This is a genomic window from Pseudomonas sp. KBN10P06128, assembly GCF_037574945.1.
Lineage (GTDB): Bacteria > Pseudomonadota > Gammaproteobacteria > Pseudomonadales > Pseudomonadaceae > Pseudomonas > Pseudomonas aeruginosa.
Genome location: NZ_JBBELR010000001.1, coordinates 5,113,872 through 5,138,151 on the forward strand (window position 1 = coordinate 5,113,872; position 24,280 = coordinate 5,138,151).

Annotated in this window: 24 protein-coding genes; 14 read left to right on the forward strand and 10 right to left on the reverse strand. The window is 67.6% G+C overall.

Going from position 1 to position 24,280, the window contains the following annotated elements; genetic code table 11:
* Positions 1-203 precede the first annotated feature (203 nt).
* Both cra and VQ065_RS23890 read left to right on the forward strand, forming a co-directional pair.
* Complete coding sequence (gene cra, locus VQ065_RS23885; RefSeq protein ID WP_003104372.1) at positions 204-1,193, forward strand: catabolite repressor/activator; 990 nt, start codon at positions 204-206, stop codon at positions 1,191-1,193.
* Between the two features lie 10 nt (positions 1,194-1,203).
* Positions 1,204-1,983, forward strand: coding sequence for a TatD family hydrolase (locus VQ065_RS23890; protein ID WP_003092129.1), 780 nt, complete (start codon positions 1,204-1,206; stop codon positions 1,981-1,983).
* Here the strand turns inward: VQ065_RS23890 and VQ065_RS23895 are convergent, their stop codons facing one another.
* A complete protein-coding gene (locus tag VQ065_RS23895; protein ID WP_003092131.1) occupies positions 1,984-2,286 on the reverse strand; it encodes a barstar family protein in 303 nt (100 codons plus the stop codon).
* Positions 2,271-3,191, reverse strand: a complete 921-nt coding sequence (locus tag VQ065_RS23900; protein WP_003092132.1) for a LysR family transcriptional regulator — start codon at positions 3,189-3,191, stop codon at positions 2,271-2,273. The genes VQ065_RS23895 and VQ065_RS23900 overlap by 16 nt, the downstream gene beginning before the upstream one ends.
* 95 nt (positions 3,192-3,286) lie before the next feature.
* Here VQ065_RS23900 and VQ065_RS23905 point away from each other — a divergent pair, with 95 nt between their 5' ends.
* Both VQ065_RS23905 and VQ065_RS23910 read left to right on the forward strand, forming a co-directional pair.
* A complete protein-coding gene (locus tag VQ065_RS23905; protein ID WP_003092135.1) occupies positions 3,287-3,580 on the forward strand; it encodes a putative quinol monooxygenase in 294 nt (97 codons plus the stop codon).
* Positions 3,581-3,601: 21 nt separating this feature from the next.
* On the forward strand, positions 3,602-4,615 hold the full coding sequence (locus VQ065_RS23910; protein ID WP_003092136.1) for a zinc-binding alcohol dehydrogenase family protein: 1,014 nt from the start codon (positions 3,602-3,604) through the stop codon (positions 4,613-4,615).
* A gap of 57 nt (positions 4,616-4,672) precedes the next feature.
* Here the strand turns inward: VQ065_RS23910 and VQ065_RS23915 are convergent, their stop codons facing one another.
* The 3 genes from VQ065_RS23915 to mmsA form a co-directional block, all read right to left on the reverse strand.
* Complete coding sequence (locus VQ065_RS23915; protein WP_003092138.1) at positions 4,673-6,559, reverse strand: propionyl-CoA synthetase; 1,887 nt, start codon at positions 6,557-6,559, stop codon at positions 4,673-4,675.
* Between the two features lie 101 nt (positions 6,560-6,660).
* Positions 6,661-7,557, reverse strand: a complete 897-nt coding sequence (gene mmsB, locus VQ065_RS23920; protein ID WP_009877528.1) for a 3-hydroxyisobutyrate dehydrogenase — start codon at positions 7,555-7,557, stop codon at positions 6,661-6,663.
* Between the two features lie 15 nt (positions 7,558-7,572).
* Entirely contained in the window at positions 7,573-9,066 is a 1,494-nt protein-coding gene (gene mmsA / locus VQ065_RS23925) for a CoA-acylating methylmalonate-semialdehyde dehydrogenase (protein ID WP_003092142.1), read from the reverse strand.
* A 131-nt stretch (positions 9,067-9,197) separates the two neighbouring features.
* On the opposite strand from mmsA, the gene mmsR reads away from it, so the two are divergent.
* A complete protein-coding gene (mmsR, locus tag VQ065_RS23930) occupies positions 9,198-10,121 on the forward strand; it encodes an MmsAB operon transcriptional regulator MmsR (protein WP_003122160.1) in 924 nt (307 codons plus the stop codon).
* 126 nt (positions 10,122-10,247) lie between these two features.
* Positions 10,248-10,424, forward strand: coding sequence for a hypothetical protein (locus VQ065_RS23935; RefSeq protein WP_003092147.1), 177 nt, complete (start codon positions 10,248-10,250; stop codon positions 10,422-10,424).
* Between the two features lie 7 nt (positions 10,425-10,431).
* Here VQ065_RS23935 and VQ065_RS23940 read toward each other — a convergent pair whose 3' ends face one another.
* Positions 10,432-11,610: a multidrug effflux MFS transporter gene (locus VQ065_RS23940; protein WP_003092150.1), complete on the reverse strand. Its 1,179-nt coding sequence runs from the start codon at positions 11,608-11,610 to the stop codon at positions 10,432-10,434.
* 365 nt (positions 11,611-11,975) lie between these two features.
* Here VQ065_RS23940 and nalD point away from each other — a divergent pair, with 365 nt between their 5' ends.
* Positions 11,976-12,614 carry an efflux system transcriptional repressor NalD gene (gene nalD, locus VQ065_RS23945; protein ID WP_003092152.1) on the forward strand — a complete coding sequence of 213 codons (639 nt, stop codon included), beginning with the start codon at positions 11,976-11,978 and terminating at the stop codon, positions 12,612-12,614.
* Here the strand turns inward: nalD and VQ065_RS23950 are convergent.
* Positions 12,593-12,790, reverse strand: a complete 198-nt coding sequence (locus tag VQ065_RS23950) for a heavy-metal-associated domain-containing protein (RefSeq protein WP_003092153.1) — start codon at positions 12,788-12,790, stop codon at positions 12,593-12,595. The genes nalD and VQ065_RS23950 overlap by 22 nt on opposite strands.
* A gap of 182 nt (positions 12,791-12,972) precedes the next feature.
* Here VQ065_RS23950 and VQ065_RS23955 point away from each other — a divergent pair, with 182 nt between their 5' ends.
* Both VQ065_RS23955 and VQ065_RS23960 read left to right on the forward strand, forming a co-directional pair.
* Positions 12,973-13,503, forward strand: coding sequence for a cytochrome b (locus VQ065_RS23955; RefSeq protein ID WP_003092155.1), 531 nt, complete (start codon positions 12,973-12,975; stop codon positions 13,501-13,503).
* 99 nt (positions 13,504-13,602) lie between these two features.
* Positions 13,603-14,025, forward strand: coding sequence for a hypothetical protein (locus VQ065_RS23960; RefSeq protein ID WP_003092157.1), 423 nt, complete (start codon positions 13,603-13,605; stop codon positions 14,023-14,025).
* 1,347 nt (positions 14,026-15,372) lie between these two features.
* Here the strand turns inward: VQ065_RS23960 and VQ065_RS23965 are convergent.
* The 3 genes from VQ065_RS23965 to ybaK form a co-directional block, all read right to left on the reverse strand.
* Positions 15,373-16,158 carry a PhzF family phenazine biosynthesis protein gene (locus VQ065_RS23965; RefSeq protein WP_003092159.1) on the reverse strand — a complete coding sequence of 262 codons (786 nt, stop codon included), beginning with the start codon at positions 16,156-16,158 and terminating at the stop codon, positions 15,373-15,375.
* Between the two features lie 195 nt (positions 16,159-16,353).
* Positions 16,354-17,838, reverse strand: a complete 1,485-nt coding sequence (gene glpK, locus VQ065_RS23970; RefSeq protein ID WP_003092161.1) for a glycerol kinase GlpK — start codon at positions 17,836-17,838, stop codon at positions 16,354-16,356.
* 63 nt (positions 17,839-17,901) lie between these two features.
* Positions 17,902-18,372 (reverse strand): Cys-tRNA(Pro) deacylase, encoded by a 471-nt coding sequence (gene ybaK / locus VQ065_RS23975; RefSeq protein ID WP_003092163.1) that lies wholly within the window; start codon positions 18,370-18,372, stop codon positions 17,902-17,904.
* A 264-nt stretch (positions 18,373-18,636) separates the two neighbouring features.
* Here ybaK and glpF point away from each other — a divergent pair, with 264 nt between their 5' ends.
* From glpF to VQ065_RS24000, 5 genes are all read left to right on the forward strand, one after another.
* Positions 18,637-19,476 carry a glycerol uptake facilitator protein GlpF gene (glpF, locus tag VQ065_RS23980; protein WP_003092166.1) on the forward strand — a complete coding sequence of 280 codons (840 nt, stop codon included), beginning with the start codon at positions 18,637-18,639 and terminating at the stop codon, positions 19,474-19,476.
* Between the two features lie 39 nt (positions 19,477-19,515).
* Complete coding sequence (gene glpK, locus VQ065_RS23985; RefSeq protein ID WP_003092168.1) at positions 19,516-21,033, forward strand: glycerol kinase GlpK; 1,518 nt, start codon at positions 19,516-19,518, stop codon at positions 21,031-21,033.
* Positions 21,034-21,238: 205 nt separating this feature from the next.
* Positions 21,239-21,994, forward strand: a complete 756-nt coding sequence (locus tag VQ065_RS23990) for a DeoR/GlpR family transcriptional regulator (RefSeq protein WP_003092173.1) — start codon at positions 21,239-21,241, stop codon at positions 21,992-21,994.
* A gap of 278 nt (positions 21,995-22,272) precedes the next feature.
* Entirely contained in the window at positions 22,273-23,811 is a 1,539-nt protein-coding gene (gene glpD / locus VQ065_RS23995; protein ID WP_003098460.1) for a glycerol-3-phosphate dehydrogenase, read from the forward strand.
* Positions 23,812-23,943: 132 nt separating this feature from the next.
* Positions 23,944-24,273 (forward strand): GlpM family protein, encoded by a 330-nt coding sequence (locus VQ065_RS24000; RefSeq protein WP_003119370.1) that lies wholly within the window; start codon positions 23,944-23,946, stop codon positions 24,271-24,273.
* Positions 24,274-24,280 lie beyond the last annotated feature (7 nt).

Genomic DNA, 24,280 nt, shown 5'->3' on the forward strand with positions numbered 1-24,280 from the left:
TGGGGCGGTGATCCGCTTGTTGTCATTGACCTGCCATAGCGTAGGCGGCGCCGCGTTCGGGCTGCGCGAGGCAGCCTGGGGCAGGGGGCGCCGGCTTCGCCGGAATCTTTTGCTGAATCGATTCACTTAATTAAATTGGCACGTTACCCGATAATGATTGATCCTTGAAGCCCAACTTGTCGTCGCCTCCAGTAGAGATCGGTTTGAAACTCAGTGATATCGCCCGCCTGGCCGGGGTCTCGGTGACCACCGCCAGCTACGTCATCAATGGCAAGGCCGCCCAGCGGCGCATCAGCGCCGCCACCGTCGAGCGCGTGCTTGCCGTGGTCGAGGAACACGGCTACCAGCCGGACCAGCAGGCCGCCGGCCTGCGCCGCGGGCAGACCCGCACCCTCGGCTTCATCCTCCCGGACCTGGAAAACCCCAGCTACGCCCGCCTCGCCAAGCAACTCGAACAAGGCGCCCGGGCACGCGGCTACCAGTTGCTGATCGCCTGCTCCGACGACGAGCCGGAGACCGAGCGCCAGGTGGTCAACCTGTTCCGCGCGCGCCGCTGCGACGCGCTGATCGTCGCCAGTTGCCTGCCGGCCGGGGATGATACCCATGCCCGGCTGGTCGCCGAAGGCCTGCCGGTGGTGGCCATCGACCGCCAGCTCGACCCGCAGCGCTTCGCCTCGGTGATCAGCGACGACCAGGACGCCGCGCGCCGCCTCACCGAAACCCTGTTGCAACCGGCGCCGCGCCATATCGCCCTGCTCGGCGCGCGGGCGGACCTGATCATCAGCCACGACCGCGCCGCCGGCTTCCGCCAGGCGCTGAAAGACTTCCGCGGCGAGGTCATCGTCGAGCATGCCGAGGTGTTCAGCCGCGAGTGCGGACGCCGCCTGATGGAGCAATTGCTCGAGCGCCTGGGCTACCTGCCCGACGCCCTGGTGACCACTGCCTATGTACTCCTCGAAGGCGTCTTCGATGTGTTCCAGGCGCGCGCCGACGGTTGGCCCGAAGGCTTGCGGGTGGCGACCTTCGGCGACACCCAGTTGCTCGACTTCGTGCCGCTGAAGGTCAACTCGATCTACCAGCAGCACGCGCTGATCGCCGCCAACGCCCTCGAACTGGCGCTCCGCGCGGTCGAGGAGAACGACTACCGGCCGGGCCTGCACGCCGTCCCCCGGCAACTCAAGCTGCGCGACTGAGCCGGCCGCCATGCGCCTGGTCGACACCCACAACCACCTCGACTTCCCGGACTTCGACGCCGACCGCGCCGCGCTGCTGCAACGCAGCCGCGCGCTGGGGGTCGAGCGCCAGGTGGTGCTCGGCGTCTACCGCGAGAACTGGCAACGGGTCTGGGACCTGGCGCAGGCCGAGGATGGCCTGTACGCGGCGCTCGGCCTGCACCCCGTCTACCTGGCGCGGCACCGCCCGCAGCACCTGGACGACCTGCGCCAGTGGCTGCAACGCCTGCGCGGCGAGACGAAGCTCTGCGCGGTCGGCGAGATCGGCCTGGACTACTACCTGGAACACCTCGACCGCGACGCCCAGCAGGCGCTGTTCGAGGCCCAACTGCGGCTGGCCGCGGAATTCCGCCTGCCGGCACTGATCCACGTGCGCCGCGCCCACGCGGCGACCATCGCCACCCTCAAGCGCATCCGCCTGGAGCGCCGTGGCATCATCCATGCCTTCGCCGGCAGCCGCGAGGAAGCCCGCGAGTACCTCAAGCTCGGCTTCCGCCTCGGCCTCGGCGGCGCGCCGACCTGGCCGCAGGCCAACCGCCTGCGCAAGGTGGCGGCGGAGCTGCCGGCCGAGGCCATCGTGCTGGAAACCGATGCGCCGGACATGGCGCCATCGATGCATCCCGGCCAGCGCAACAGTCCGGAGCACCTGCCGGCCATCTGCCGCGCCCTCGCCGAGCTGCGCGGGGTCGACGCCGAGGAACTGGCGGCGAGCAGCAGCCGCAACGCCGCCGAGCTGTTCGGCTGGGACTGATCAAGCGTCGCGCAGGACTTCCGGCGCCAGTTGCGGGTACGTCTCGCGCAACGCCTCCAGGCAGGCCGACAACTGCGCCGCTTCCTCCGGCAGGCGCCGGGCGAAGTCGCTCCAGCCTTGCAGACGCAATCGCCGGGGCATCGGCACCAGGCCGCTGATGGCGTCCCAGAAGGCATCCCAGTTGCATCCGTACCACTGCGGCAACGCCAGGGCCTCGCGCAGGCGTTCGTGCAAGCGCGCGGCGCTGTCCACGTCCGCCAGCTCGATGGCCAGGCTCGCCGCCCGGTTCAGTTCCTCGTCCATGGAGCCTCCGCCAGCAATGCGTCGCAACGCTCGCGCACGAACGCGCGCAAGAGGGTCACCGGGCGGGTCAACTGGGCGCGGTGGGTACACAAGAGGTTCATCGGCGTCGCCTCGCCCTGCCACTCCGGCAGCAGCAGGCGCAGGCGCCCGGCGCGCACGTCCTCGGCCACGTCCAGCCAGGACTTGTAGACCAGCCCCTTGCCGGCCAGGGCCCAGCGCCGCACCACGTCGGCGTCGTCGCAGACCCGGTCGCCGGCGACCGTCAGGGTCAGGCTGCGGCGGCCCCGCTGGAACGCCCAGCGGTCGTGTACCCGGCCGCCGAGTTGGTAGAGCAGGCAATTGTGCTCGCGCAGGTCGTCCGGCTGGCGCGGCTCGCCGCGCTCCGCCAGGTAGCCCGGCGCGGCGCAGAGCACTCGCCGGTTGTCCGGCGCCAGCGGCAGGGCGACCAGGCTGGAATCGGCCGGTGCGCCGTAGCGGATCGCCACGTCCACCGGTTGCCGGTAGAGATCGGTCACCCGGTCGCCGAGCAGCAGGCGCAGGCTCAGTTGCGGATAGCGCGCCTGGAACTCGTCGAGCCAGGGCAGCAGCAGGTTGCGGCCGAAGTCGGAGGGCGCGGAAAGCTGCAGTACCCCGGCGATCTGGTCCTTGCCGCCCTGCAGCAACCGGCGCCCCTCCTCCAGGCTGCGCAACGAGGCGCGGGCATGCAGGAGGAACGCGTCGCCCTCGGGAGTCAGGCGCAGGCTGCGGGTGGAGCGGGCGAACAGGCGTACCTCCAGCTCGCTTTCCAGGCGCTTCAGCGCCGCGCTGGCCACCGCCGGGGAAATCTCCAACTGGCGCGCGGCGGCGGACAACGAGCCGCTGTCGCTGGTGTGGACGAACACCTGGAGGTCGTCGTAACGCAGCATTTTCAAGATTCCTTTGAAAGAGTCTTCCCTGATAGCCTGTTTTTCAGCGATTTGAAATAGCCCATCCTGACTCCGCCCCATCGAAGGAACCCACCATGAGCACACCCCTCACCCTGATCGCCACCATCACCGCCGCCCCCGGCTACGCCGAGGCCCTGGAACGCGAATTGCGCGCCCTGGTCGCCCCGTCGCGCGCCGAGGCTGGTTGCCTGCAGTACGACCTGCATCAGGACCGCCACGACTCCCACCTGTTCTACATGATCGAGCAGTGGCGCGACGACGCCGCCCTGGAGCGGCACCAGAACACCGAACACTTCCTGCGCTTCAGCCGCGGCAACGAAGCCCTGCTGCAGAACGTGAAGATCGACCAACTCTATCGCCTCGCCTGAGGCCCGTTTCCCGGAGTTCCCATGAAAGCTGTCGGTTACTACCAATCCCTGCCCATCGACCATCCCGACGCCCTGCTCGACCTCGAACTGCCCGAGCCCACGCCGGGCCCGCGCGACCTGCTGGTGGAGGTCCGCGCCATCTCGGTCAACCCGGTGGATACCAAGGTCCGCCAGCGCGCCCAGCCGGAAGCCGGCCAGGCCAAGGTGCTGGGCTGGGACGCGGCGGGCGTGGTGCGCGCGGTCGGCAGCGAGGTCAGCCTGTTCCGTCCTGGCGATCGGGTCTGGTACGCCGGGGACATCACCCGCCCCGGTAGCAACAGCGAGCTGCATCGGGTCGACGAGCGCATTGCCGGGCACCTGCCGAAAAGCCTCGACTTCGCCCAGGCCGCGGCCCTGCCGCTGACCACCATCACTGCCTGGGAACTGCTCTTCGAGCGCTTGCAGATCGCCGAAGGCAAGGCCGACCAGGGCCAGAGCCTGCTGGTGGTCGGTGCCGCCGGCGGGGTCGGTTCGATCCTGGTCCAACTGGCCCGGCAACTGACCGGCCTGAACGTGATCGGCACCGCTTCGCGCGCAGAGACCCAGGCCTGGGTCCGCGACCTCGGCGCGCACCATGTGATCGACCACGGCAAGCCGCTGGCCGAAGAGCTGAAGCGGATCGGCATCGCCGAGGTCAGCCACGTCGCCAGCCTGACCCACACCGACCAGCACCTCGAACAGATCGTCGCCGCGCTGCGCCCGCAAGGCCGCCTGGCGCTGATCGACGACCCGGCGTCGCTGGACATCGGCAAGCTGAAGCAGAAGAGCCTGTCGCTGCACTGGGAGTTCATGTACACCCGCTCGATGTTCCAGACCGACGACATGATCGAGCAGCACCGGCTGCTGGAGCGGGTCGCCGGGCTGATCGACGAAGGCGTGTTGAAGACCACCGTCGGCGAGCATTTCGGCCGCATCGACGCGGCCAACCTGCGCCGCGCCCACGCGCTGCTGGAGAGCGGCCGGGCCAAGGGCAAGATCGTTCTCGAAGGGTTCTGAACGGCAGGACCACGGGGCGCGGCGTTTTCCACCCTACCGCCGTGCCCCTGGCCTTTGCTATCCCGCCTTGCGCACCCTCAGCGCAGCCTCGATCTCGCCAAGGATCGTCGGGTCGTCGATGGTCGATGGCGCCGCGTAATCCTCGCCATCGGCGATCTTGCGCAGCACCGCGCGGAGGATCTTCCCGGAGCGGGTCTTCGGCAGCCGCTTGACCACCACCACCCGCTGGAAGCAGGCCAGCGCGCCGATCTGTTCGCGGACCAGCGCCACCAGCTCGCGCTGCAGTTGCTCGGCGGCGATCCCGGCATCGTCCTTGAGCACCACCAGGCCCAGCGGCACGTGGCCCTTGAGTTCGTCCCGCACGCCGATCACCGCGCACTCGGCAACCGCCTGGTGCTGCGCCACGCGTTCCTCCATCTCGCCGGTGGAGAGGCGATGCCCGGAAACGTTTATCACGTCGTCGGTGCGCCCCATTATGTAGACGAAGCCGTCCTCGTCGAGATAACCGCCGTCGCCGGTGTGGTAGTAGCCGGGATAGTTGCCCAGGTAGGCCTGCAGGTAGCGCGGGTGGTCGCCCCAGAGGGTCTGCGCGCAGCCCGGCGGCAACGGCAGGGCGATGACGATCGCGCCCTGGCGGTTCGCTCCCAGCGGCCGGCCTTCGTCGTCCAGCACCTGCACGTGGTAGCCGGGCACCGCGCGGTTGGTCGAACCGGCCCGCAGGTCGTGGCCGGCGATCCCGATGCAGGGCGCGGTCACCGGCCAGCCGGTCTCGGTCTGCCACCAGTGGTCGTGGACCGGCCGCCCGGTGTGCTCCTCCAGCCAGTGCTGGGTGCTGCTGTCGAGCTTCTCGCCGGCCAGGAACAGGTGGCGCAGCGAACTTAGGTCGTAGCGCTTCACCCGTTCGCCATGCGGGTCTTCCTTGCGGATCGCGCGGATCGCCGTCGGCGCGCAGAACAGGCTGTTCACCCTGTGCTCTTCGATCACCCGCCAGTAGGCGCCGGCGTCCGGCGTACGCACCGGCTTGCCTTCGTAGAACACCGTGGTACAGCCGCACATCAGCGGGCCGTAGACGATCAGCGAGTGGCCGACCACCCAGCCGACGTCGGAGATCCCCCACCAGACGTCGCCGGCCTGCATGCCGTAGATAGTGCGGACCGCGTAGCGCACCGCCACCGCGTGGCCACCGTTGTCGCGGACGATGCCCTTGGGCTTACCGGTGGTGCCCGAGGTGTACATGATGTACAGCGGATCGCCGCTGGCCACCGGCAGCGGATCGGCCGGCTCGGCGGCGGCGAGGCAGTCCTGCCAGTCCAGGTCGCGGCCCGGGTGGAGGCGCGCGAGCGCCTGCGGGCGTTGCCAGACCATGACGTGGGCAGGCTGGTGGATCGCCAGTTCGAGGGCCTTGTCCACCAGCGGCTTGTATTCGATCACCCGGTCGAACTCCAGCCCGCAGGAAGCGGTGAGCACCAGCTTCGGCGTGGCGTCGTCGATGCGCAGGGCCAGTTCGTAGGGAGCGAAGCCACCGAACACCACCGAATGCACCGCGCCCAGGCGCGCGCAGGCGAGCATCGCCATGGCCGCCTGCGGCACCATCGGCATGTAGATGATCACCCGGTCGCCCTTGCCGACCCCGAGGGCCCGCAGGGCGCCGGCCAGGCGCGCCACTTCGTCGCGCAGCCGCAGGTAGCTGTAGCGGTCCTGGGTGCCGGTCACCGGCGAGTCGTAGATCAGCGCGGTCTGTTCGCCGCGCCCCTCCTCGATCTGCCGGTCGAGGGCCAGGTAGGCGCTGTTCAGGCGGCCATCGGCGAACCAGCGATGGGTGCCGTCGGGCAGGCTTTCGAGGATATTCGCGGGCGCCTGGTACCAGGCCAGGGAACGGGCCTGTTCGGCCCAGAACGCGGCCGGCTCGGCGATCGAGCGGGCGTGCTGCTGCAGGTACGTCATGTTCCAGCCCTCTGATTGTTCTTATTAGGGATGAAGCAGTGAGTGAGCCTTGGAGTATGGGCGGGCGCCGGGCACCCGCCATCAACCTTTGGTCGTAGGGGTCAGTCCTTGCCGCGGTAGAGCTTCTGGATGCTGGAGAAGTCCAGCCCGTCGTGCTCGGCATCGGCCTGGGCGTGCAGGCTGAACAGGTTGCGCGCCAGCGCGCCGAGTGGCGTCGAGGCCTGCACCGCCTGGGCGTTGGCCAGCGCCAGGCCGAGGTCCTTGTTCATCAGGCGCACCTGGAAACCGCCGGCATAGCCGTTGCTCGCCGGCGCCTGCGGCATCACCCCGGGCCAGGGGTTGTAGAGGTTCAGCGCCCAGTTGCCGCCGGAACTCTGCTTCATCACCTCGGACAGCACCGCCGGATCGAGGCCGTTCTTCACCCCCAGCGCCAGGGCCTCGGCGGTGCCGGCCATGAGGATGCCGAGGAGCATGTTGTTGCAGATCTTCGCCACCTGACCGGCGCCGTGATCGCCGGCGTGGAAGATGTTCCGGCCCATGTTCTCGAGGATCGGCCGGGCCCGCGCGAAGCCTTCGGCGGGGCCGCCGACGATGAAGCTCAGGGTGCCGGCGCGGGCGCCGCCGACGCCGCCGGAAACCGGCGCGTCGAGCAGGGTCAGGCCCTTCGCCGCGGCGGCCTCGGCGACCTTGCGCGCGGTCTCCGGGGCGATGGTCGAGCAGTCGATCAGCAGGGGCTTGCCGGCGACCCGCGCGAGCAGGCCGTCGTCGCCGAGATACAGGCTTTCCACGTGCTGCCCGGCCGGCAGCATGCTGATCACCACTTCGGCGCCTTCGCAGCACTGCAAGGCGCTATCGGCGCCCTGCGCGCCCTGCTCGACCAGGCTCAGCACGGCCTTGGGCTGCAAGTCGAAGACATTCACCCGGTGGCCGGCCTTGAGCAGGTTGGCGGCCATCGGCCCACCCATGTTGCCCAGGCCGAGGAATGCGATGTCGGTCATCGGTCCGTCTCCCTTTCAGCGCATCTGGATCGAGAAGTTGGTCCCGGCCACGCTATCGCTGTCGAACCAGCGCGCGGTCACGGTCTTGGTCTCGGTGTAGAAGCGCACGCCCTGCTTGCCGTAGGCGTGCAGGTCGCCGTAGAACGAGCCCTTCCAACCGGTGAAGGAGAAGAACGGCAGCGGTACCGGAATCGGGATGTTGATGCCCACCTGGCCGACCTCGATGTGGTGCTGGAAGGTCCGCGCCGCGGCGCCGGAGCTGGTGAAGATCGAGGTGCCGTTGCCGTAGGGGCTTTCGTTGATCAGGCGGATCGCCTGCTCCAGGCTGTCGACCTCGGCCAGGCAGAGCACCGGGCCGAACACCTCTTCGCGGTAGATCGCCATGTCCGGGCGCACCCCGGCGAACAGCGTCGGGCCGACCCAGTTGCCGTCCGGGTATCCCTCGACCTTGTAGCCGCGGCCATCCAGCAGCAGTTGCGCGCCCTCCTCCACGCCCTGGCCGATCAGGCGCTCGATGCGCGCCTTGGCCTGCGGGTTGATCACCGGGCCGTAGCTGGCGCCGCTGTCGTCCCATGGGCCGGGGCGGACCTTGGCCAGCGCGTCGCGGATTTCCGGAATCCACTCGCGGGCGGCCCCCACCAGCACCGCCACCGAGATCGCCATGCAGCGCTGCCCGGCCGCGCCCACCGAGGCACCGACCAGGTTGCTGATGACCTGTGCCTTGTCCGCGTCGGGCATGATCACCATGTGGTTCTTCGCCCCGGCGAAGCTCTGCACGCGCTTATTGTGCGCGGTGCCGGTGTGGTAGACGTACTGGCCGACGGCGACCGAGCCGACGAAGGACACCGCCTTCACCTGCGGGTGCTTGAGCAACTGGTCGACCTGTTCCTTGCCGCCATGCACCACCTGCAGCACGCCCTTCGGCGCACCGGCCTCGAGGAACAGCTCGGCGAGCCGCACGCTGGTCAGCGGCACCTGCTCGGAAGGCTTGAGGATGAAGGCGTTGCCGCAGGCGATGGCCAGCGGGAACATCCACAGCGGGATCATCGCTGGGAAGTTGAACGGGGTGATGCCAACGCACACGCCCAGCGGCTGGGTGATGCTGTAGGTGTCGATGTTGCGGGCGACGTTCTCCACCGTCTCGCCCATCAGCAGCGAGGGCACGTTGCAGGCGTGCTCGACCACCTCGATACCGCGCCAGACGTCGCCCTTGGCGTCCTCGAAAGTCTTGCCCAGCTCGCTGGAGACGATCTTCGCCAGTTCGTCGTGGTGTTCCTTGAGCAACGCCTGGTAACGCAGCATCACCCGCGCGCGCTCGGAAACCGGGGTTTCCTTCCAGCTGGCGAAGGTTTCGCGGGCACTGGCCACCGCCTGCTCGATCTGCTCCGCGCTGGCGCAGGCGATCTCCGCCAGGGTGCTGTTGTCGAGGGGATTGCTGACCGGGATGCGCTGGGCGCCGAGACCTTCGACGAAGGCTCCCGCGATGAGGTGGCGGACTGGGACTGACATGAACCCTCCTGCACCGGCCAGGCCGGCTTTTATTGTTGTGGCGGACTGGTACGAGGTCGATTCGGACCTCGCTTTGGCCAAGAAGCTATCACTGGGCGGAAGGTCGCGAGATCGACTAAATTGTGTTGTTCATGGACTATATTGCGGAGCCGGCTACCGACATGTCGCACACCTCCGACTGGCCCCTGCCGGCCGACAGCCTGCGCTTGCCGATCCCGGCGGCGCTGCTGGAGAAACTGGCGGTCCACCCGCTCAGCCGCGACCTCTACCCCACCTCCCTGGGCCACTACCGGCGCGCCCGCGACCACCGCATGAGCCGCGAGCGCCATGACGAGCACCTGCTGATCTATTGCAGCGAAGGCCAGGGCCTGTTGCGCGTGCGCGAGGGCGAGGCCTGGCGCGAATACCGGGTCGGCAGCGGCGACCTGCTCTGGCTGCCGCCGGGCATGGCCCACGACTACGCCGCCGACGACCGTCAACCCTGGACCATCTTTTGGACCCACCTGCGCGGCGACAGCGCCACCTGGCTGCAACACAGCGCCGGCTACCGCGACACCCCGCTGCGCCATTGGGGCCTGCAACACGCCCTGCTCGGCGGCTTCGAGCAACTGCTGGAGGTGCGCCACAGCGGCTACCGCTTCCAGCACTTCCTGCTCGCCGCCAGCCGCCTGCGCAGCCTGCTCTGCCAGCTACCGCTGCTGCGCCCGCTGCGCGAGGGCAGCCTGGACCTCGACGGGCTGCACGCCTACATGCGCGAACACCTGCATGCGCGCCTCGAACTGGAACGCCTGGCGGCCTTCTGCAACCTGTCGAAGTTCCATTTCGTCAGTCGCTACAAGGCGATCACCGGCCGTACGCCTATCCAGCACTTCCTGCACCTGAAGATCGAGTACGCCTGCCAGTTGCTGGACAGCAGCGACCAGAGCGTGGCCCGGGTCGGCCAGGCGGTCGGCTACGACGACAGCTACTACTTCTCGCGCCTGTTCAGCAAGGTCATGGGTTTGTCGCCGAGCGCCTACCGGCAGCGGGTAAGGCAGGGCGAGGGAGGAGCCTGAAGCGCTCTGCGGCGGGGCTGTAAACGAAGCGGCGACCAGTTGTCGGCAAACTGATCCCGGTCAGTGTTTTCCGGGCCGACAGGACTAGACTGAAGCTCCCTTTCCAGCCCCGATGGATGAATCGCCATGAACATCCTCGTCCGCCCGTCGCAAACCCCGAAAGGCCAATGCTGGCAAGTCTGCCTCGACCAGCAGGCCGTCAACTTCCGTAGCGAAAGCGAGGCCCGGCGTTTCGTCGACCGCCTCGAGGCGCGCCTGCGCGCGCCCCATATGCTGCCCGAACTGAAGCAGCGAACGGCCTGATCCGCGCTCAGGCGGCCTGGCGCTCCAGGCGCCCGGTCTGCCAGGCGAGCAGGGTCGCGACCGCACCGCAGACGGCGATCACCAGGGTCATGGGGATCGCCGTGCCGTCGTGGAGCACGCCGACCAGCGCCGAAGCGCCCGCCGCCACGCTGAACTGCAGGCTGCCCATCAGCGCCGAGGCGCTGCCGGCGTGCTGTCCCTGTCCGGCCATGGCGCAGGCGGAAGCGTTGGGAATGATGCAGCCGAGGCTGGCCACGCATCCGAACAGCGGAACCAGCAGCGGCCACAGCGTGGCCGGTTGCAGCGAAGCGATGCCCAGCAGGGCCAGGCCGCACGCCAGGTAGCCCCAGATGATCCGCCGCAGCCAGAACGCCGGCCCGCGATAGCGCAGCAGCCGCGCGTTGACCTGTGCCATGACGATGAAGCCCGCGGCATTGCTGCCGAACAGCCAGCCATAGTGCTCGGCGGGAATCCCGTAGAGCTGGATGAACACGTAGGGCGAACCGGCGATGTAGGCGAACATCCCGGCCATCGCCACCCCGCCGGAAAGGCCATAGGCGAGGAACAGGCGGTCGGCGAACAGCCGCCGGTACTGCCCCAGCGCGCCGGACAGCGGCGGTCGCTCGCCGTCGGCCGGGATGGTTTCCGGCAGCCACAACGCCACGCCGAGGCCGGCCAGGGCGGCGAACAGGGTCAGGCAGACGAAGATCGACTGCCAGCCCTGCCAGTCCAGCAGCAGGCCGCCGGCCACGGGGGCGAGGATCGGCGCCAGGCCCATCACCAGCATCAACTGGGAAAACGCCTTGGCGGCGCCGATCGGATCGCACAGGTCGCGCACCACTGCCCGCGAGATGACCATCCCGGCGCAGCCGCCAAGAGCCTGGACGAAGCGCGCGGCGATCAGCCACTCCAGGCTCGGCGCCAGGGCGCAGGCGGCCGAGGCGAGGGTGAAGATACTCACCCCCACCAGCAGCGGCAGGCGCCGGCCATAGCGGTCGGCCACCGGGCCGTAGAGCAACTGGCCGATGGACAGGCCGGCGAAGTAGGCGGCCAGGCTCAGCTGGACGTGCTCGACGTCGGTGGCGAAGGCCTTGGCCAGGGTCGGGAAGCTCGGCAGGTAGAAGTCGATGGCCAGTGGCCCGAAGGCGCTCAGGGCTCCCAGTATCAGCAGGATGCGCAGGTTCATGGATCGCTCGGCACGGGGCGCGTCGGCGGCAGGCAAGGCACTTCCCTGCGCGGCTCCCGGCAAGCGGGACGACGACGCCTATCATTGAATCGTCTGTGAGGGCGGGCGGCTCCAGGCCTGAAGGCCGGTACTGGCGGGACGATGCTACGGACAGCCGGGGAGTCGCCGAAAAAGCAGCGCGCAGCATAACACCGAAGACGCCCGCCGATCGTGGCCGGAGACCATGGATCCGCGGAATCCATGACTCATGAATGAGCAGCATTAGACAAAGGTGGTGTCGAAATACTTCGAGTCCGCCCGAGCGCGGCTAAAATCGGTACACTCCCCGCCCCGTTGCCGAGACCGATTCGACTACCCAGCACAGCATGCGACGCACAAAGGAAGATTCTGAAAAAACCCGTACGGCCATCCTCCTGGCCGCCGAGGAACTGTTCCTGGAAAAGGGCGTGTCCCATACCAGCCTGGAACAGATCGCCAGGGCCGCCGGGGTGACCCGTGGCGCCGTCTACTGGCACTTCCAGAACAAGGCCCACCTGTTCAACGAGATGCTCAACCAGGTACGCCTGCCGCCGGAGCAACTCACCGAGCGCCTGTCCGGCTGCGATGGCAGCGACCCGCTGCGCTCGCTCTACGACCTCTGTCTGGAGGCCGTGCAATCGCTGCTGACGCAGGAGAAGAAGCGCCGCATCCTGACCATTCTGATGCAACGTTGCGAATTCACCGAGGAACTGCGCGAGGCGCAGGAACGCAACAACGCCTTCGTGCAGATGTTCATCGAACTCTGCGAGCAGTTGTTCGCCCGCGACGAATGCCGTGTGCGGCTGCATCCGGGCATGACCCCGAGGATCGCCTCGCGCGCCTTGCACGCGCTGATCCTGGGCCTGTTCAACGACTGGTTGCGCGATCCGCGCCTGTTCGATCCGGATACGGACGCGGAACACCTGCTGGAGCCGATGTTCCGTGGCCTGGTGCGCGACTGGGGTCAGGCCAGCTCGGCGCCGTAGCCCTCCTCGCGAATCGCCTCGAGTACCTGGGTGCTGTCGAGCCGGCTGGCGACCCGGACTTCGCCGGCGCCAAGATCCACCTGGACGTCCGCCGCCGAATCCTTCGCCTGCACCGCATGGGTGATCGCCCGTACGCAGTGGCCGCAGGTCATGCCCTGAACCTTGAAGACTTGCATGGTATTGCCTCCTGTTGGTCATCGATGGGGCGATTTTCGACCTTGACATGGTGTCAAGGTCAATCCTCGAAATATCCGGTAACCGACAAAGCGTCAAGAACGGGTAAAGGCGGAGTAAAGAGGCTTAAACCCTACAAAGCACATGGTTAACATGTTCACCTTGTTCTTCACGAGGTAGAACCATGTCCATCCGCCGCTATTCCCCGTCACAGATCGCCCTGCACTGGCTCAGCGCCGTCGCGGTCCTGCTGATCATCGCCCTGCCCTACGGCGCCGACTTCTTCGCCGGCCTGCTCGGCGGCAAGGGCAACGTCTTCACCCTGCACAAGTCGCTGGGCGTGGCGGTACTCCTGCTGACCCTGACACGCCTGGCGCTGCGCCGCGTCCAGGGTGTCCCGGATACCCTGGAGGGGAACCCGGACTGGCAGCGCGCGGCCGCCAAGGCCGGGCATTTCCTGCTGTACGCGGTGCTGATCGTCATGCCGCTCTCCGGCATGCTCGCCGGCAAGCGTCCGCTGGACCTGTTCTGGCTGGTGCAGATCGGCCCGTTCGACCTGCCGGAAGCCTTCAAGGCGTTCGCCGGCGGCACCCACGTCACCGTCCAGTACCTGCTTTTCGCGCTGATCCTCGGCCACGCCGCCGCGGCCATCTGGCACCACCGCGTGCAGAAGGACGACGTACTGCGCGCCATGCTGCCGCAACGCGGCGCCTGACCCCAGCGACGGACGGGCACGCGGATGCCCGTCCCGACTTGTCCCGGACCCCGGCTTCGGCCAAGCTTTTCCCTACGCCCCCCGCCGCCGAGGCCCGCCATGTTCCCCATCCTTCGCCCGCTGCTCCATACCGCTGCCCTGGCCTGCGCCCTCCCGGCGCTCGCCGCGGACCCGCAACCGGCCAGCGGCGGCTGGGCGCAACCCGACCCGGCGCCGATCGGCTATGCGGTGCTGAACGTTTCCCGCGAGCGGGTCGAGTCCGGCACTGCCTGCGATGTCGGCCTGTACGTCCACGACGAACTGGTCGGCAACCTGCAACCGGGCGCCAGCCTGGCCCTGAACCTGCAACCCGGCGCGGTGGACGTGCGTCTTGCGCCGAACGGTCCTGGCGACGCCTGCCGGAACGGCATGACCATCCTCGCCGGACAGACCCTGACCCTGCGCGCCGGGGAGATCCGCAACCTGCGCATTGCCCTTGGTGCGGGCGGGCTCTACCTGGCGCCGGTGGCGGATGGGTACTGAGGGGTAGCGACTTGCCGTGGGGCATTCGCCATGACTCAGGGCACGAAGGTGGCGTTTCGGCACCGGGTGCACGGGGACTGCCTGGCGGGCCGTGAATGCGTGCACTGGCCCCCAGCTCCCGTCGCTGCCTGCACGGCAGTAAGGGGCAAGCTGCTGCTTAGCGCTTGAGCGGGCGTCGTGGTTGCCGGTCAATCTGCTTGTCGTGCTTGCCTTGGCCTCTTGTTTCGCCTTTCCAGGCGAGTTCCTTTTGCAAGCGCCCAAAAGACTCGCCCTGCCACTCGGAGGGCATGCCAGGAGCCCAATCCGTAGGGCGAATAACCGCTTGCGGTTATCCGCCGGCTGTCCGGGGCATCGGCGGATACCGCCTATGGCGGTATTCGCCCTACGGGACGTTCGAGCGGGCTTCATGTTTGCTGCTCAAGCTGCTTGTCGTGCCTGCCTTGGCCTCTTGTTTCGCCTTTCCAGGCGAGTTCCTTCTGCAAGCGTCCAAAAGACTCGCCCTGCCACTCGGAGGGCATGCCAGGAGCCCGATCCGTAGGGCGAATAACCGCTTGCGGTTATCCGCCGGCTCTCCGGGGCATCGGCGGATACCGCCTGTGGCGGTATTCGCCCTACGGGACGTTCGAGCGGGCTTCATGTTTGCTGCTCAAGCTGCTTGTCGTGCTTGCCTTGGCCTCTTGTTTCGCCTTTCCAGGCGAGCTCCTTCTGCAAGCGTCCAAAAGACTCGCCCTGCCACTCGGAGGGCATGCCAGGAGCCCGATCCGTAGGGCGAATAACCGCTTGCGGTTATCCGCCGGCTGTCCGGGGCATCGGCGGATACCGCCTGTGGCGGTATTCGCCCTACGGGACTATATCGCTCGCGACTTCTTAGCTACACGACAGTGATGGGGGACGCCGTTGCTTAGCGCTTGAGCGGGCGTCATGTTTGGTGGTCAAGCTGTTTTCTGTGCCTGCCTTGACCTCTTGTTTCGCCTTCCCAGGCGAGTGCCTTTTGCAAGCGTCCAAAAGGAACCAAAAGACTCGCCCCGGCATCCGGCCCCAGCCGCTTCTCGGCTGGGGTGCCCTCGCTGCATCGTTGCTCCCGGCGGCACGCCGCCACGGTCCTTCATGGACCGAGGCGGCTCTCGCGGCATCCTGCCACTCGTCCCCCTCCGCAACGATTCCGCTCGGCCTCCTGACGGGGCGGGTTTGCCGCCCCACCACTTGGAGGGCAAGCCTCACTTCGTGCATGCCAGGAACCCGATCCGTAGGGCGGATAACCGCAAGCGGTTATTCACTCTACGGATCAGGGCTTCGGTATGTGGAAGTCTGGCATGCACGAGGTCATCCCCCCTCCTGAAGCGCCCCTCAGCTCAATCGAATCCTTCCGCTCGCCACCAGCACTGCATGCCCGGCGATACTCACCCGCTCGCCCTCCAACCGGCACCACAGCTCGCCGCCGCGCGCCGAGCACTGCTGGGCGGTCAGCGACAGTTTGTTCAAGCGCTGGGCCCAGTAGGGAATCAGGCTGCAATGCGCGGAGCCGGTGACCGGGTCTTCGTCGACGCCCATCGCCGGGGCGAAGAAGCGCGAGACGAAATCCTTCTGCAGGCCCCGCGCGGTGACGATCACTCCACGCCAGGGCAGCCGCGCCAGGGCCGCGAAGTCGGGGCGACAGGCGCGCACCGCCTCTTCGGACTCGAGCAGCACCAGCAGCTTGTCGGTGGAGCCCAGCACGTCCACCGGCGGCAGGCCCAAGGCCTGCTCCAGCTCGACGGTGCTACCGACCTCGCTCGGATACTGCGCGGGGAAATCCAGGACCAGCCGCTCGTCCTCGCGGTTGACCCGCAGCGCACCGGAGCGCGAGATGAATTCCAGGCGCTCGCCCGGCTCGTCGTAGACCTCGAACAGTACGTGGGCCGCAGCCAGTGTGGCGTGGCCGCAGAGCGCCACCTCGACGCTCGGGGTGAACCAGCGGATCCGCCAGGCCTCTCCTTCGCGAACGACGAAGGCGGTCTCGGAGAGGTTGTGCTCGGTCGCGATCATCTGCATCAGCTCGTCCGCCAGCCAGGCGTCGAGACGATAGACCACGGCGGGATTGCCGCTGAACGGGCGGGAAGAAAACGCGTCGACCTGGTGGAACTCGAGCTGCATGGCAGACCTCCTGGGAACGATCGCCACAGCATGCCGCCGCAGGCTCCGGGATGGGCGATACAGTGCGATCTTTTCCGATCGTAACAGTGGGACTTCGCCCTGCCTTCGACCCATTGCCCGAGCGGGCGTTTGCGGCGACCTGCCGGCGTTGTGAAGCCGCCGGCAAAAACGCCGCCTTTTTCCGCGAAACGCCGCTCAGGCCTCGCTGCGCACCCGTCGCACCGCGTTCTGCCAGCCGGCGTAGAGTTCGCCGCGGCGCTCCTCGGCCATGTGTGCGGCGAAGCGGCGCTGCAGGTGCCAGTGGCTGGCGATGTCGTCCAGGTCGCGATAGAAGCCGGCCTTCAGCCCGGCCATGTAGGCCACGCCGAGGGCGGTGGTCTCGGTGACTTCCGGGCGCTCCACGGTGACACCAAGGATGTCGGTGAGGAATTGCATCACCCAGTTGTTCACCACCATCCCGCCGTCCACCCGCAGCGCGCTGGGCGGCGTGCCGTCCTGGCGCATCGCTTCGAGCAGGTCGCGGGTCTGGTAGCAGACCGATTGCAGACCGGCGGTGACGATCTCCTTGATTCCGGTGTCGCGGGTCAGGCCGAAGATCGCGCCGCGCGCCTTCGGGTCCCAGTAGGGCGCGCCGAGGCCGGTGAAGGCCGGCACCAGGTAGACGCCGTTGGAGTCGCCGGCCTGGATCGCCAGGGCTTCGCTTTCGTGGGCGTGGTCGATCAGCTTGATGCCGTCGCGCAGCCATTGCACCGCGGCGCCGGCGACGAAGATGCTGCCCTCCACCGCGTAGCTGACCTTGCCGTCCAGACGGTAGCCGACCGTGGTGAGCAGGCGGTTCTTCGAGGTCACCGGCTGCTCGCCGGTGTTCTGGATCATGAAGCAGCCGGTGCCGTAGGTGCTCTTCACCATGCCCGGCTGGAAGCAGGCCTGGCCGATCAGCGCGGCCTGCTGGTCGCCGGCCATGCCCAGCACCGGGATCGCCGCGCCAAGCAGCGACGGCTCGCTGACGCCGAACTCCGCCGCGCAGTCGAGTACCTCCGGCAGCAGGCTGCGCGGGATCTCGAACAGCGCCAGCAATTCCTCGTCCCAGTCCTGGCTGTGGATGTTGAACAGCAGGGTGCGCGAAGCGTTGGTCGCGTCGGTGCGATGGGAGCGGCCGCCGGTCAGGCGCCAGAGCAGGAAGCAGTCGACGGTGCCGAAGCGCAGCTCGCCGCGTTCGGCGCGCTGGCGGGCGCCGGGCACGTTGTCGAGGATCCAGCGCAGCTTGGTGGCGGAGAAATACGGATCGATCAGCAGCCCGGTACGCGCGCTGACGTTCGCTTCGTGGCCGGCGGCCTTGAGTTCGGCACAGTAGTCGGCGGTACGACGATCCTGCCAGACGATGGCCGGGTGGATCAGGTCGCCGCTGGCGGCGTCCCAGACCAGCGTGGTCTCGCGCTGGTTGGTGATGCCGATGGCGGCGATGTCGGCCGCGCGCAAGCCCTTGCGGGCGAGCGCGTCGCGACAGACCTGGAGGGTGGTCAGCCAGATTTCCTCGCCGTCGTGTTCCACCCAGCCGTCCTTCGGGAAGTACTGCTTGAATTCCTGCTGGCAGCTCGCCACCGGCAAGCCCTGGGCACTGAACACGATGGCGCGGGAGCTGGTGGTGCCCTGGTCGATGGCGAGGAGATAGTGGGACATGGAAAACCTGACAGATTGAAAAGTAAGACGAATGCCGACCGCTAGGCCGGCGGGATTAGCGGCTCATTCGCGGCCGATGGCGGCGAACGAACCCTGGGTCAGCTGGGCCAGCACCTCGGCCGCCAGCTCCACTTCCAGCCCGCGCCGTCCTGCGCTGACATGGATGCTCGGGTACTGCCGCGCGCTTTCATCGATGAAGGTACGCAGGCGCTTCTTCTGCCCCAGCGGGCTGATCCCGCCCACCAGGTAGCCGGTGGCCCGCTGCGCCGCCTGCGGATCGGCCATGTCGGCCTTCTTCGCCCCCGCCGCATGGGCCAGGGCCTTCAGGTCGAGACTGCCGATCACCGGTACCACCGCCACCAGCAGCTCGCCCTTCTCCGTGGCGGCGAGCAGCGTCTTGAACACCCGCTGCGGGTCCAGACCGAGCTTTTCCGCGGCCTCCAGGCCATAGGAAGGTGCCTTGGGGTCGTGGCTGTAGCTGAGCACCTTGTGCTCGGCGCGGGCCTTTTTCAGCAGGTCGATGGCAGGGGTCATGGTCACTCCCGGAGAAGAACGTTGGCTGAAAACCGGCGCCTACCTTAAGCCATCGCCGCCCCTGCTGCACGGGCGCCGATGCCGCGGCCCGCGTGCCTCGGTAGCGATATTCGATTGGCCGCGAAAACGAAACCGGAGGGTCGTTTTTCGGACAAACGTTCATCTTCGCGCTTTGACAGCATTCCTTTGTGAATATATTTTTTCGAAACTGAACAATTTTCACGGCTGCCCGCCATAATTACAAGAACAGACAAGAGAGGCCCCATGACCACCGCCGCCCCGACCCCGTCCCTGTTCGGCCAATGCCTGGCCGAGTTCCTCGGCACCGCCCTCCTCATCTTCTTCGGCACCGGTTGCGTCGCGGCCCTGAAGGTCGCCGGCGCCAGCTTCGGCCTGTGGGAAATCAGCATCATCTGGGGGGTCGGCGTGAGCATGGCGATCTACCTCAGCGCCGGCGTCTCCGGCGCCCACCTGAACCCGGCGGTGAGCATCGCGCTATGGCTGTTCGCCGGCTTCGAGGGGCGCAAGCTGCCGTTCTACATCACCGCCCAGGTGGCCGGTGCGTTCTGCGCCGCAGCGCTGGTCTACACCCTCTACAGCAGCCTGTTCATCGAGTTCGAACAGGCGCAGAACATCGTCCGCGGCAGCCAGGACAGCCTGGCCCTGGCCTCGGTGTTCTCCACCTATCCGCACCCGGCGCTGTCGGTCGGCCAGGCGTTCCTCGTCGAAGTGGTGATCACCGCCATCCTCATGGCGGTGATCATGGCCCTTACCGACGACGGCAACGGCCTGCCGCGCGGTCCGTTGGCGCCGCTGCTGATCGGCCTGCTGATCGCCGTGATCGGCAGCGCCATGGGCCCGCTGACCGGTTTCGCGATGAACCCGGCGCGCGACTTCGGCCCCAAGCTGATGACCTACCTGGCCGGCTGGGGGCCCATCGCCTTCACCGGCGGCCGCGAGATTCCCTACTTCCTGGTGCCGATCTTCGCCCCGATCCTCGGTGCCTGCCTCGGCGCCGGCGGCTATCGTGTACTGATCGCGCGCCATCTGCCGAGCGCCGCGGCGCCCGCCGAAGCCGAGCCGGAGAAGGTTCGCGCTTCCTGACCGCCCGCTCTTTCCTGCCATAGCCACAAGGCCACAGCCATGACCGACAAGCACAACAAGAAATACGTCGTCGCCCTGGACCAGGGCACCACCAGCTCCCGCGCCATCGTCTTCGACCGCGATGCCAACGTGGTCAGCCAGGCCCAGCGCGAGTTCGCCCAGTTCTATCCGCAGGCCGGCTGGGTCGAACACGATCCGATGGAAATCTGGGCCACGCAGAGTTCGACCCTGGTCGAGGCCCTCGCCCAGGCCAGCATCGAGCACGACCAGGTGGCCGCCATCGGCATCACTAACCAGCGCGAGACCACGGTGGTCTGGGACCGTCACAGCGGTCGGCCGATCCACAACGCCATCGTCTGGCAGTGCCGGCGCAGCGCAGCGATCTGCGCGCAGCTCAAGCGCGACGGGCTGGAAGACTACATCCGCGAAACCACCGGGCTGGTCACCGACCCGTACTTCTCCGGGACCAAGCTGAAGTGGATCCTCGACAACGTCGAAGGCGCCCGCGAACGCGCGCGCAACGGCGACCTGTTGTTCGGCACCATCGACACCTGGCTGATCTGGAAGCTCACCGAAGGCAAGGTCCACGTCACCGACTACACCAATGCCTCGCGGACCATGCTGTTCAACATCCACAGCCTCGACTGGGACGCACGGATGCTCGAGGTGCTCGACATTCCCCGCTCGATGCTGCCCGAGGTGCGCAACTCTTCGGAGGTCTACGGCAACGCCCGGATCGGCGGGGTCGGCGGCGGCGAGCTGCCGATCGCCGGGATCGCCGGCGACCAGCAGGCCGCCCTGTTCGGCCAGATGTGCGTGGAACCGGGCCAGGCGAAGAACACCTACGGCACCGGCTGCTTCCTGCTGATGCACACCGGCGACAAGGCGGTGAAGTCCACCCATGGCCTGCTCACCACCATCGCCTGCGGCCCGCGCGGCGAGGTCGGCTACGCCCTGGAGGGCGCGGTGTTCAACGGCGGCTCCACGGTGCAGTGGTTGCGCGACGAACTGAAGGTGATCAACGACTCCTTCGATTCCGAATACTTCGCCACCAAGGTCAAGGACAGCAACGGCGTCTACCTGGTACCGGCCTTCACCGGACTCGGCGCGCCCTATTGGGACCCCTATGCGCGCGGCGCAGTGTTCGGCCTGACCCGTGGAGTCAAGGCCGACCACCTGATCCGCGCCACCCTGGAGTCCATCGCCTACCAGACCCGCGACGTGCTCGACGCCATGCAGCGCGATGCCGGCGAACGCCTGCGCGCTCTGCGCGTCGACGGCGGGGCGGTGGCCAACAACTTCCTCATGCAGTTCCAGGCCGACATCCTCGGCACCCGCGTGGAACGTCCGGTGATGCGCGAGACCACCGCCCTCGGCGCCGCCTACCTGGCCGGCCTGGCCTGCGGCTTCTGGAGCAGCCTCGACGAGCTGAAGAGCAAGGCGGTGATCGAGCGGGTGTTCGAGCCGGAGTGCGACGAGCCCCGGCGCGAAAAGCTCTATGCCGGCTGGAAGAAAGCAGTGGAGCGCACTCGCGGCTGGGACGACGGCGAACTGTGACGAACTGGCGCCATTCGTCCGCCGCGATGCGGCGAATGGCGTGTTCCCCGGCGCCGCTCTGGCATGCCCTGGGTAACGTTTGCGCGCGGCGGCCGGGTGCCGCCGCGGCGCCCTCTACGACTCATGCACGGCTGACAACGGCCCCCCGCGTGCGGCATTCTTGGCGACTTTCCAGGGTCCCGGCCCGGCAGCACGAGAACAACCCATGAACCTGCCCCCCCGACAGCAAAGCATCATCGAGGAGGTCCGCGAGCGCGGTTACCTGAGCATCGAGGAGATGGCGCAGATGTTCGCGGTCACCCCGCAGACCATCCGCCGCGACATCAACCAGCTCGCCGAACAGGGACTGCTGCGCCGCTACCACGGCGGTGCGGCCTACGATTCGAGCATCGAGAACACCGCCTACACCATGCGCGCCGACCAGATGCGCGACGAGAAGCAGCGCATCGCCGAAGCCGTGGCCAGCCTGGTGCCGGACAACGCCTCGCTGTTCATCAACATCGGCACCACCACCGAGGCCATCGCCCGCGCCCTGCTCAACCACCGTAACCTGAAGATCATCACCAACAACCTGCACGTGGCCGCCACCCTCAGCGCCAAGGAAGACTTCGAAGTGCTGGTCGCCGGCGGCACCGTACGCAGCGACGGCGGCATCGTCGGCCAGGCCGCGGTGGACTTCATCCAGCAGTTCCGCGTCGACTTCGCCCTGGTCGGCATCAGCGGCATCGACGAGGATGGCAGCCTGCTCGACTTCGACTACCAGGAGGTGCGCGTATCCCAGGCGATCATCGACAACGCGCGGCAAGTGTTCCTGGCCGCCGACTCGAGCAAGTTCGGGCGCAACGCGGTGGTCCGCCTGGGCCCGATCTCGCTGGTCAACCGGGTCATCAGCGACAGCCCGCCGCCCGCCGCCATCGCCCGCCTGATGGCACAGCACAAGGTTCACCTGGACCTGGTCTGAGGCATTTCCCCTGCCACGGCGCCGTTCGGCGCCGTGAATGTTCGTTTCAGAAAAACCACCTGCCGCCCCCTCTCCATGCGCCACGACCCTCGGCGGCCGCTTTCCCGCATGCGGAAGAGGGGCGGTTCCCGCGCGGACGGGCGAACCGGTAGCGCCCGGGCAACCCTTCGAAATTGAAAAAGCCTGGTGAATCGGGCTGGTCAATAACTGCGCAATCGACTAAGCTATTTTCGAATTCGAACAAAACTACGTTCACTTTCGACTTCAGGGCCTTTCACATGAGTCAAGCGCACACCCCCTCCGCTCCACTCGCCGAAGTCTACGATGTCGCCGTGGTCGGCGGTGGCATCAACGGTGTAGGGATCGCCGCCGACGCAGCCGGGCGCGGCCTGTCCGTGTTCCTTTGCGAACAGCACGACCTGGCCCAGCACACCTCCTCGGCCAGCAGCAAGCTGATCCACGGCGGCCTGCGCTACCTCGAACACTACGAATTCCGCCTGGTCCGCGAAGCCCTGGCCGAGCGCGAGGTCCTGCTGGCCAAGGCGCCGCACATCGTCAAGCCGCTGCGCTTCGTCCTGCCGCACCGTCCGCACCTGCGCCCGGCCTGGATGATCCGTGCCGGCCTGTTCCTCTACGATCACCTCGGCAAGCGCGAGAAGCTGCCCGCCTCGCGCGGCCTGCGCTTCACCGGCAGCAGCCCGCTGAAGGCCGAGATCCGCCGTGGCTTCGAGTACTCCGACTGCGCGGTGGACGATGCGCGCCTGGTGGTGCTCAACGCGATCTCCGCCCGCGAGCACGGCGCCCACGTCCATACCCGCACCCGCTGCGTCAGCGCCCGTCGCAGCAAGGGACTCTGGCACCTGCACCTGGAGCGCAGCGACGGCAGCCTGTATTCGATCCGCGCCCGCGCCCTGGTGAACGCAGCCGGCCCCTGGGTAGCGCGCTTCATCCAGGACGACCTGAAACAGAAGTCGCCCTACGGTATCCGCCTGATCCAGGGCAGCCACATCATCGTGCCGAAGCTGTACGAAGGCGAGCACGCCTACATCCTGCAGAACGAAGACCGCCGCATCGTCTTCGCCATCCCCTATCTGGACCGCTTCACCATGATCGGCACCACCGATCGCGAGTACCAGGGCGACCCGGCCAAGGTGGCGATCAGCGAAGAGGAAACCGCCTACCTGCTGCAAGTGGTGAACGCCCATTTCAAGCAGCAACTCGCGGCCGCCGACATCCTGCACAGCTTCGCCGGCGTGCGTCCGCTGTGCGACGACGAGTCCGACGAGCCTTCGGCGATCACCCGCGATTACACCCTGTCGCTCTCCGCCGGCAACGGCGAGCCGCCGCTGCTCTCGGTGTTCGGCGGCAAGCTGACCACCTACCGCAAGCTGGCCGAATCGGCGCTGACGCAGCTCCAGCCGTTCTTCGCCAATCTCGGCCCGGCCTGGACCGCCAAGGCACCGCTGCCGGGCGGCGAGCAGATGCAGAGCGTCGAGGCGCTCACCGAGCAACTGGCCAACCGCTACGCCTGGCTCGACCGCGAACTGGCGCTGCGCTGGGCGCGCACCTACGGCACCCGGGTATGGCGCCTGCTGGACGGGGTCAATGGCGAAGCCGATCTCGGCGAGCACCTGGGCGGCGGCCTGTATGCCCGCGAAGTGGACTACCTGTGCAAGCACGAGTGGGCCCAGGACGCCGAGGACATCCTCTGGCGCCGCAGCAAGCTCGGCCTGTTCCTCTCGCCGAGCCAGCAGGTGCGCCTCGGCCAGTACCTGCAGAGCGAGCATCCGCATCGCCCGCGGGTGCATGCGGCCTGATCGCCAGCCAGAAACGTCGAGGCCCGCTTTTGCGGGCCTCGTTCGTTATGGAAGGGTACGGGACGATCCGGGCATAATGCGCGACGCCACCAAGCCGGTGGCGCCGCCGCAGTCGAGAATCCCGTGGACCTGATGTTCAAGGCGCTGATCGGCGCCGCCGTGGTCGTGCTCCTCGCCGTCCTGTCGAAGACCCGCAACTACTACATCGCCGGCCTGGTGCCGCTGTTTCCCACCTTCGCCCTGATTGCCCACTACATCGTCGGCAAGGGCCGTTCGCTGGACGACCTGAAGACCACCATCGTCTTCGGCATGTGGTCGATCATCCCCTACTTCGTCTATCTCGCCGCGCTCTACCTGCTGGTCGAGCGCTTCCGCCTGGAGACCTCGCTGGCCCTGGCGGCGCTGGCCTGGCTGGTGGCGGCAAGCGTGCTGGTGGGCCTCTGGGTACGCCTGCACGCCTGAGACCGCG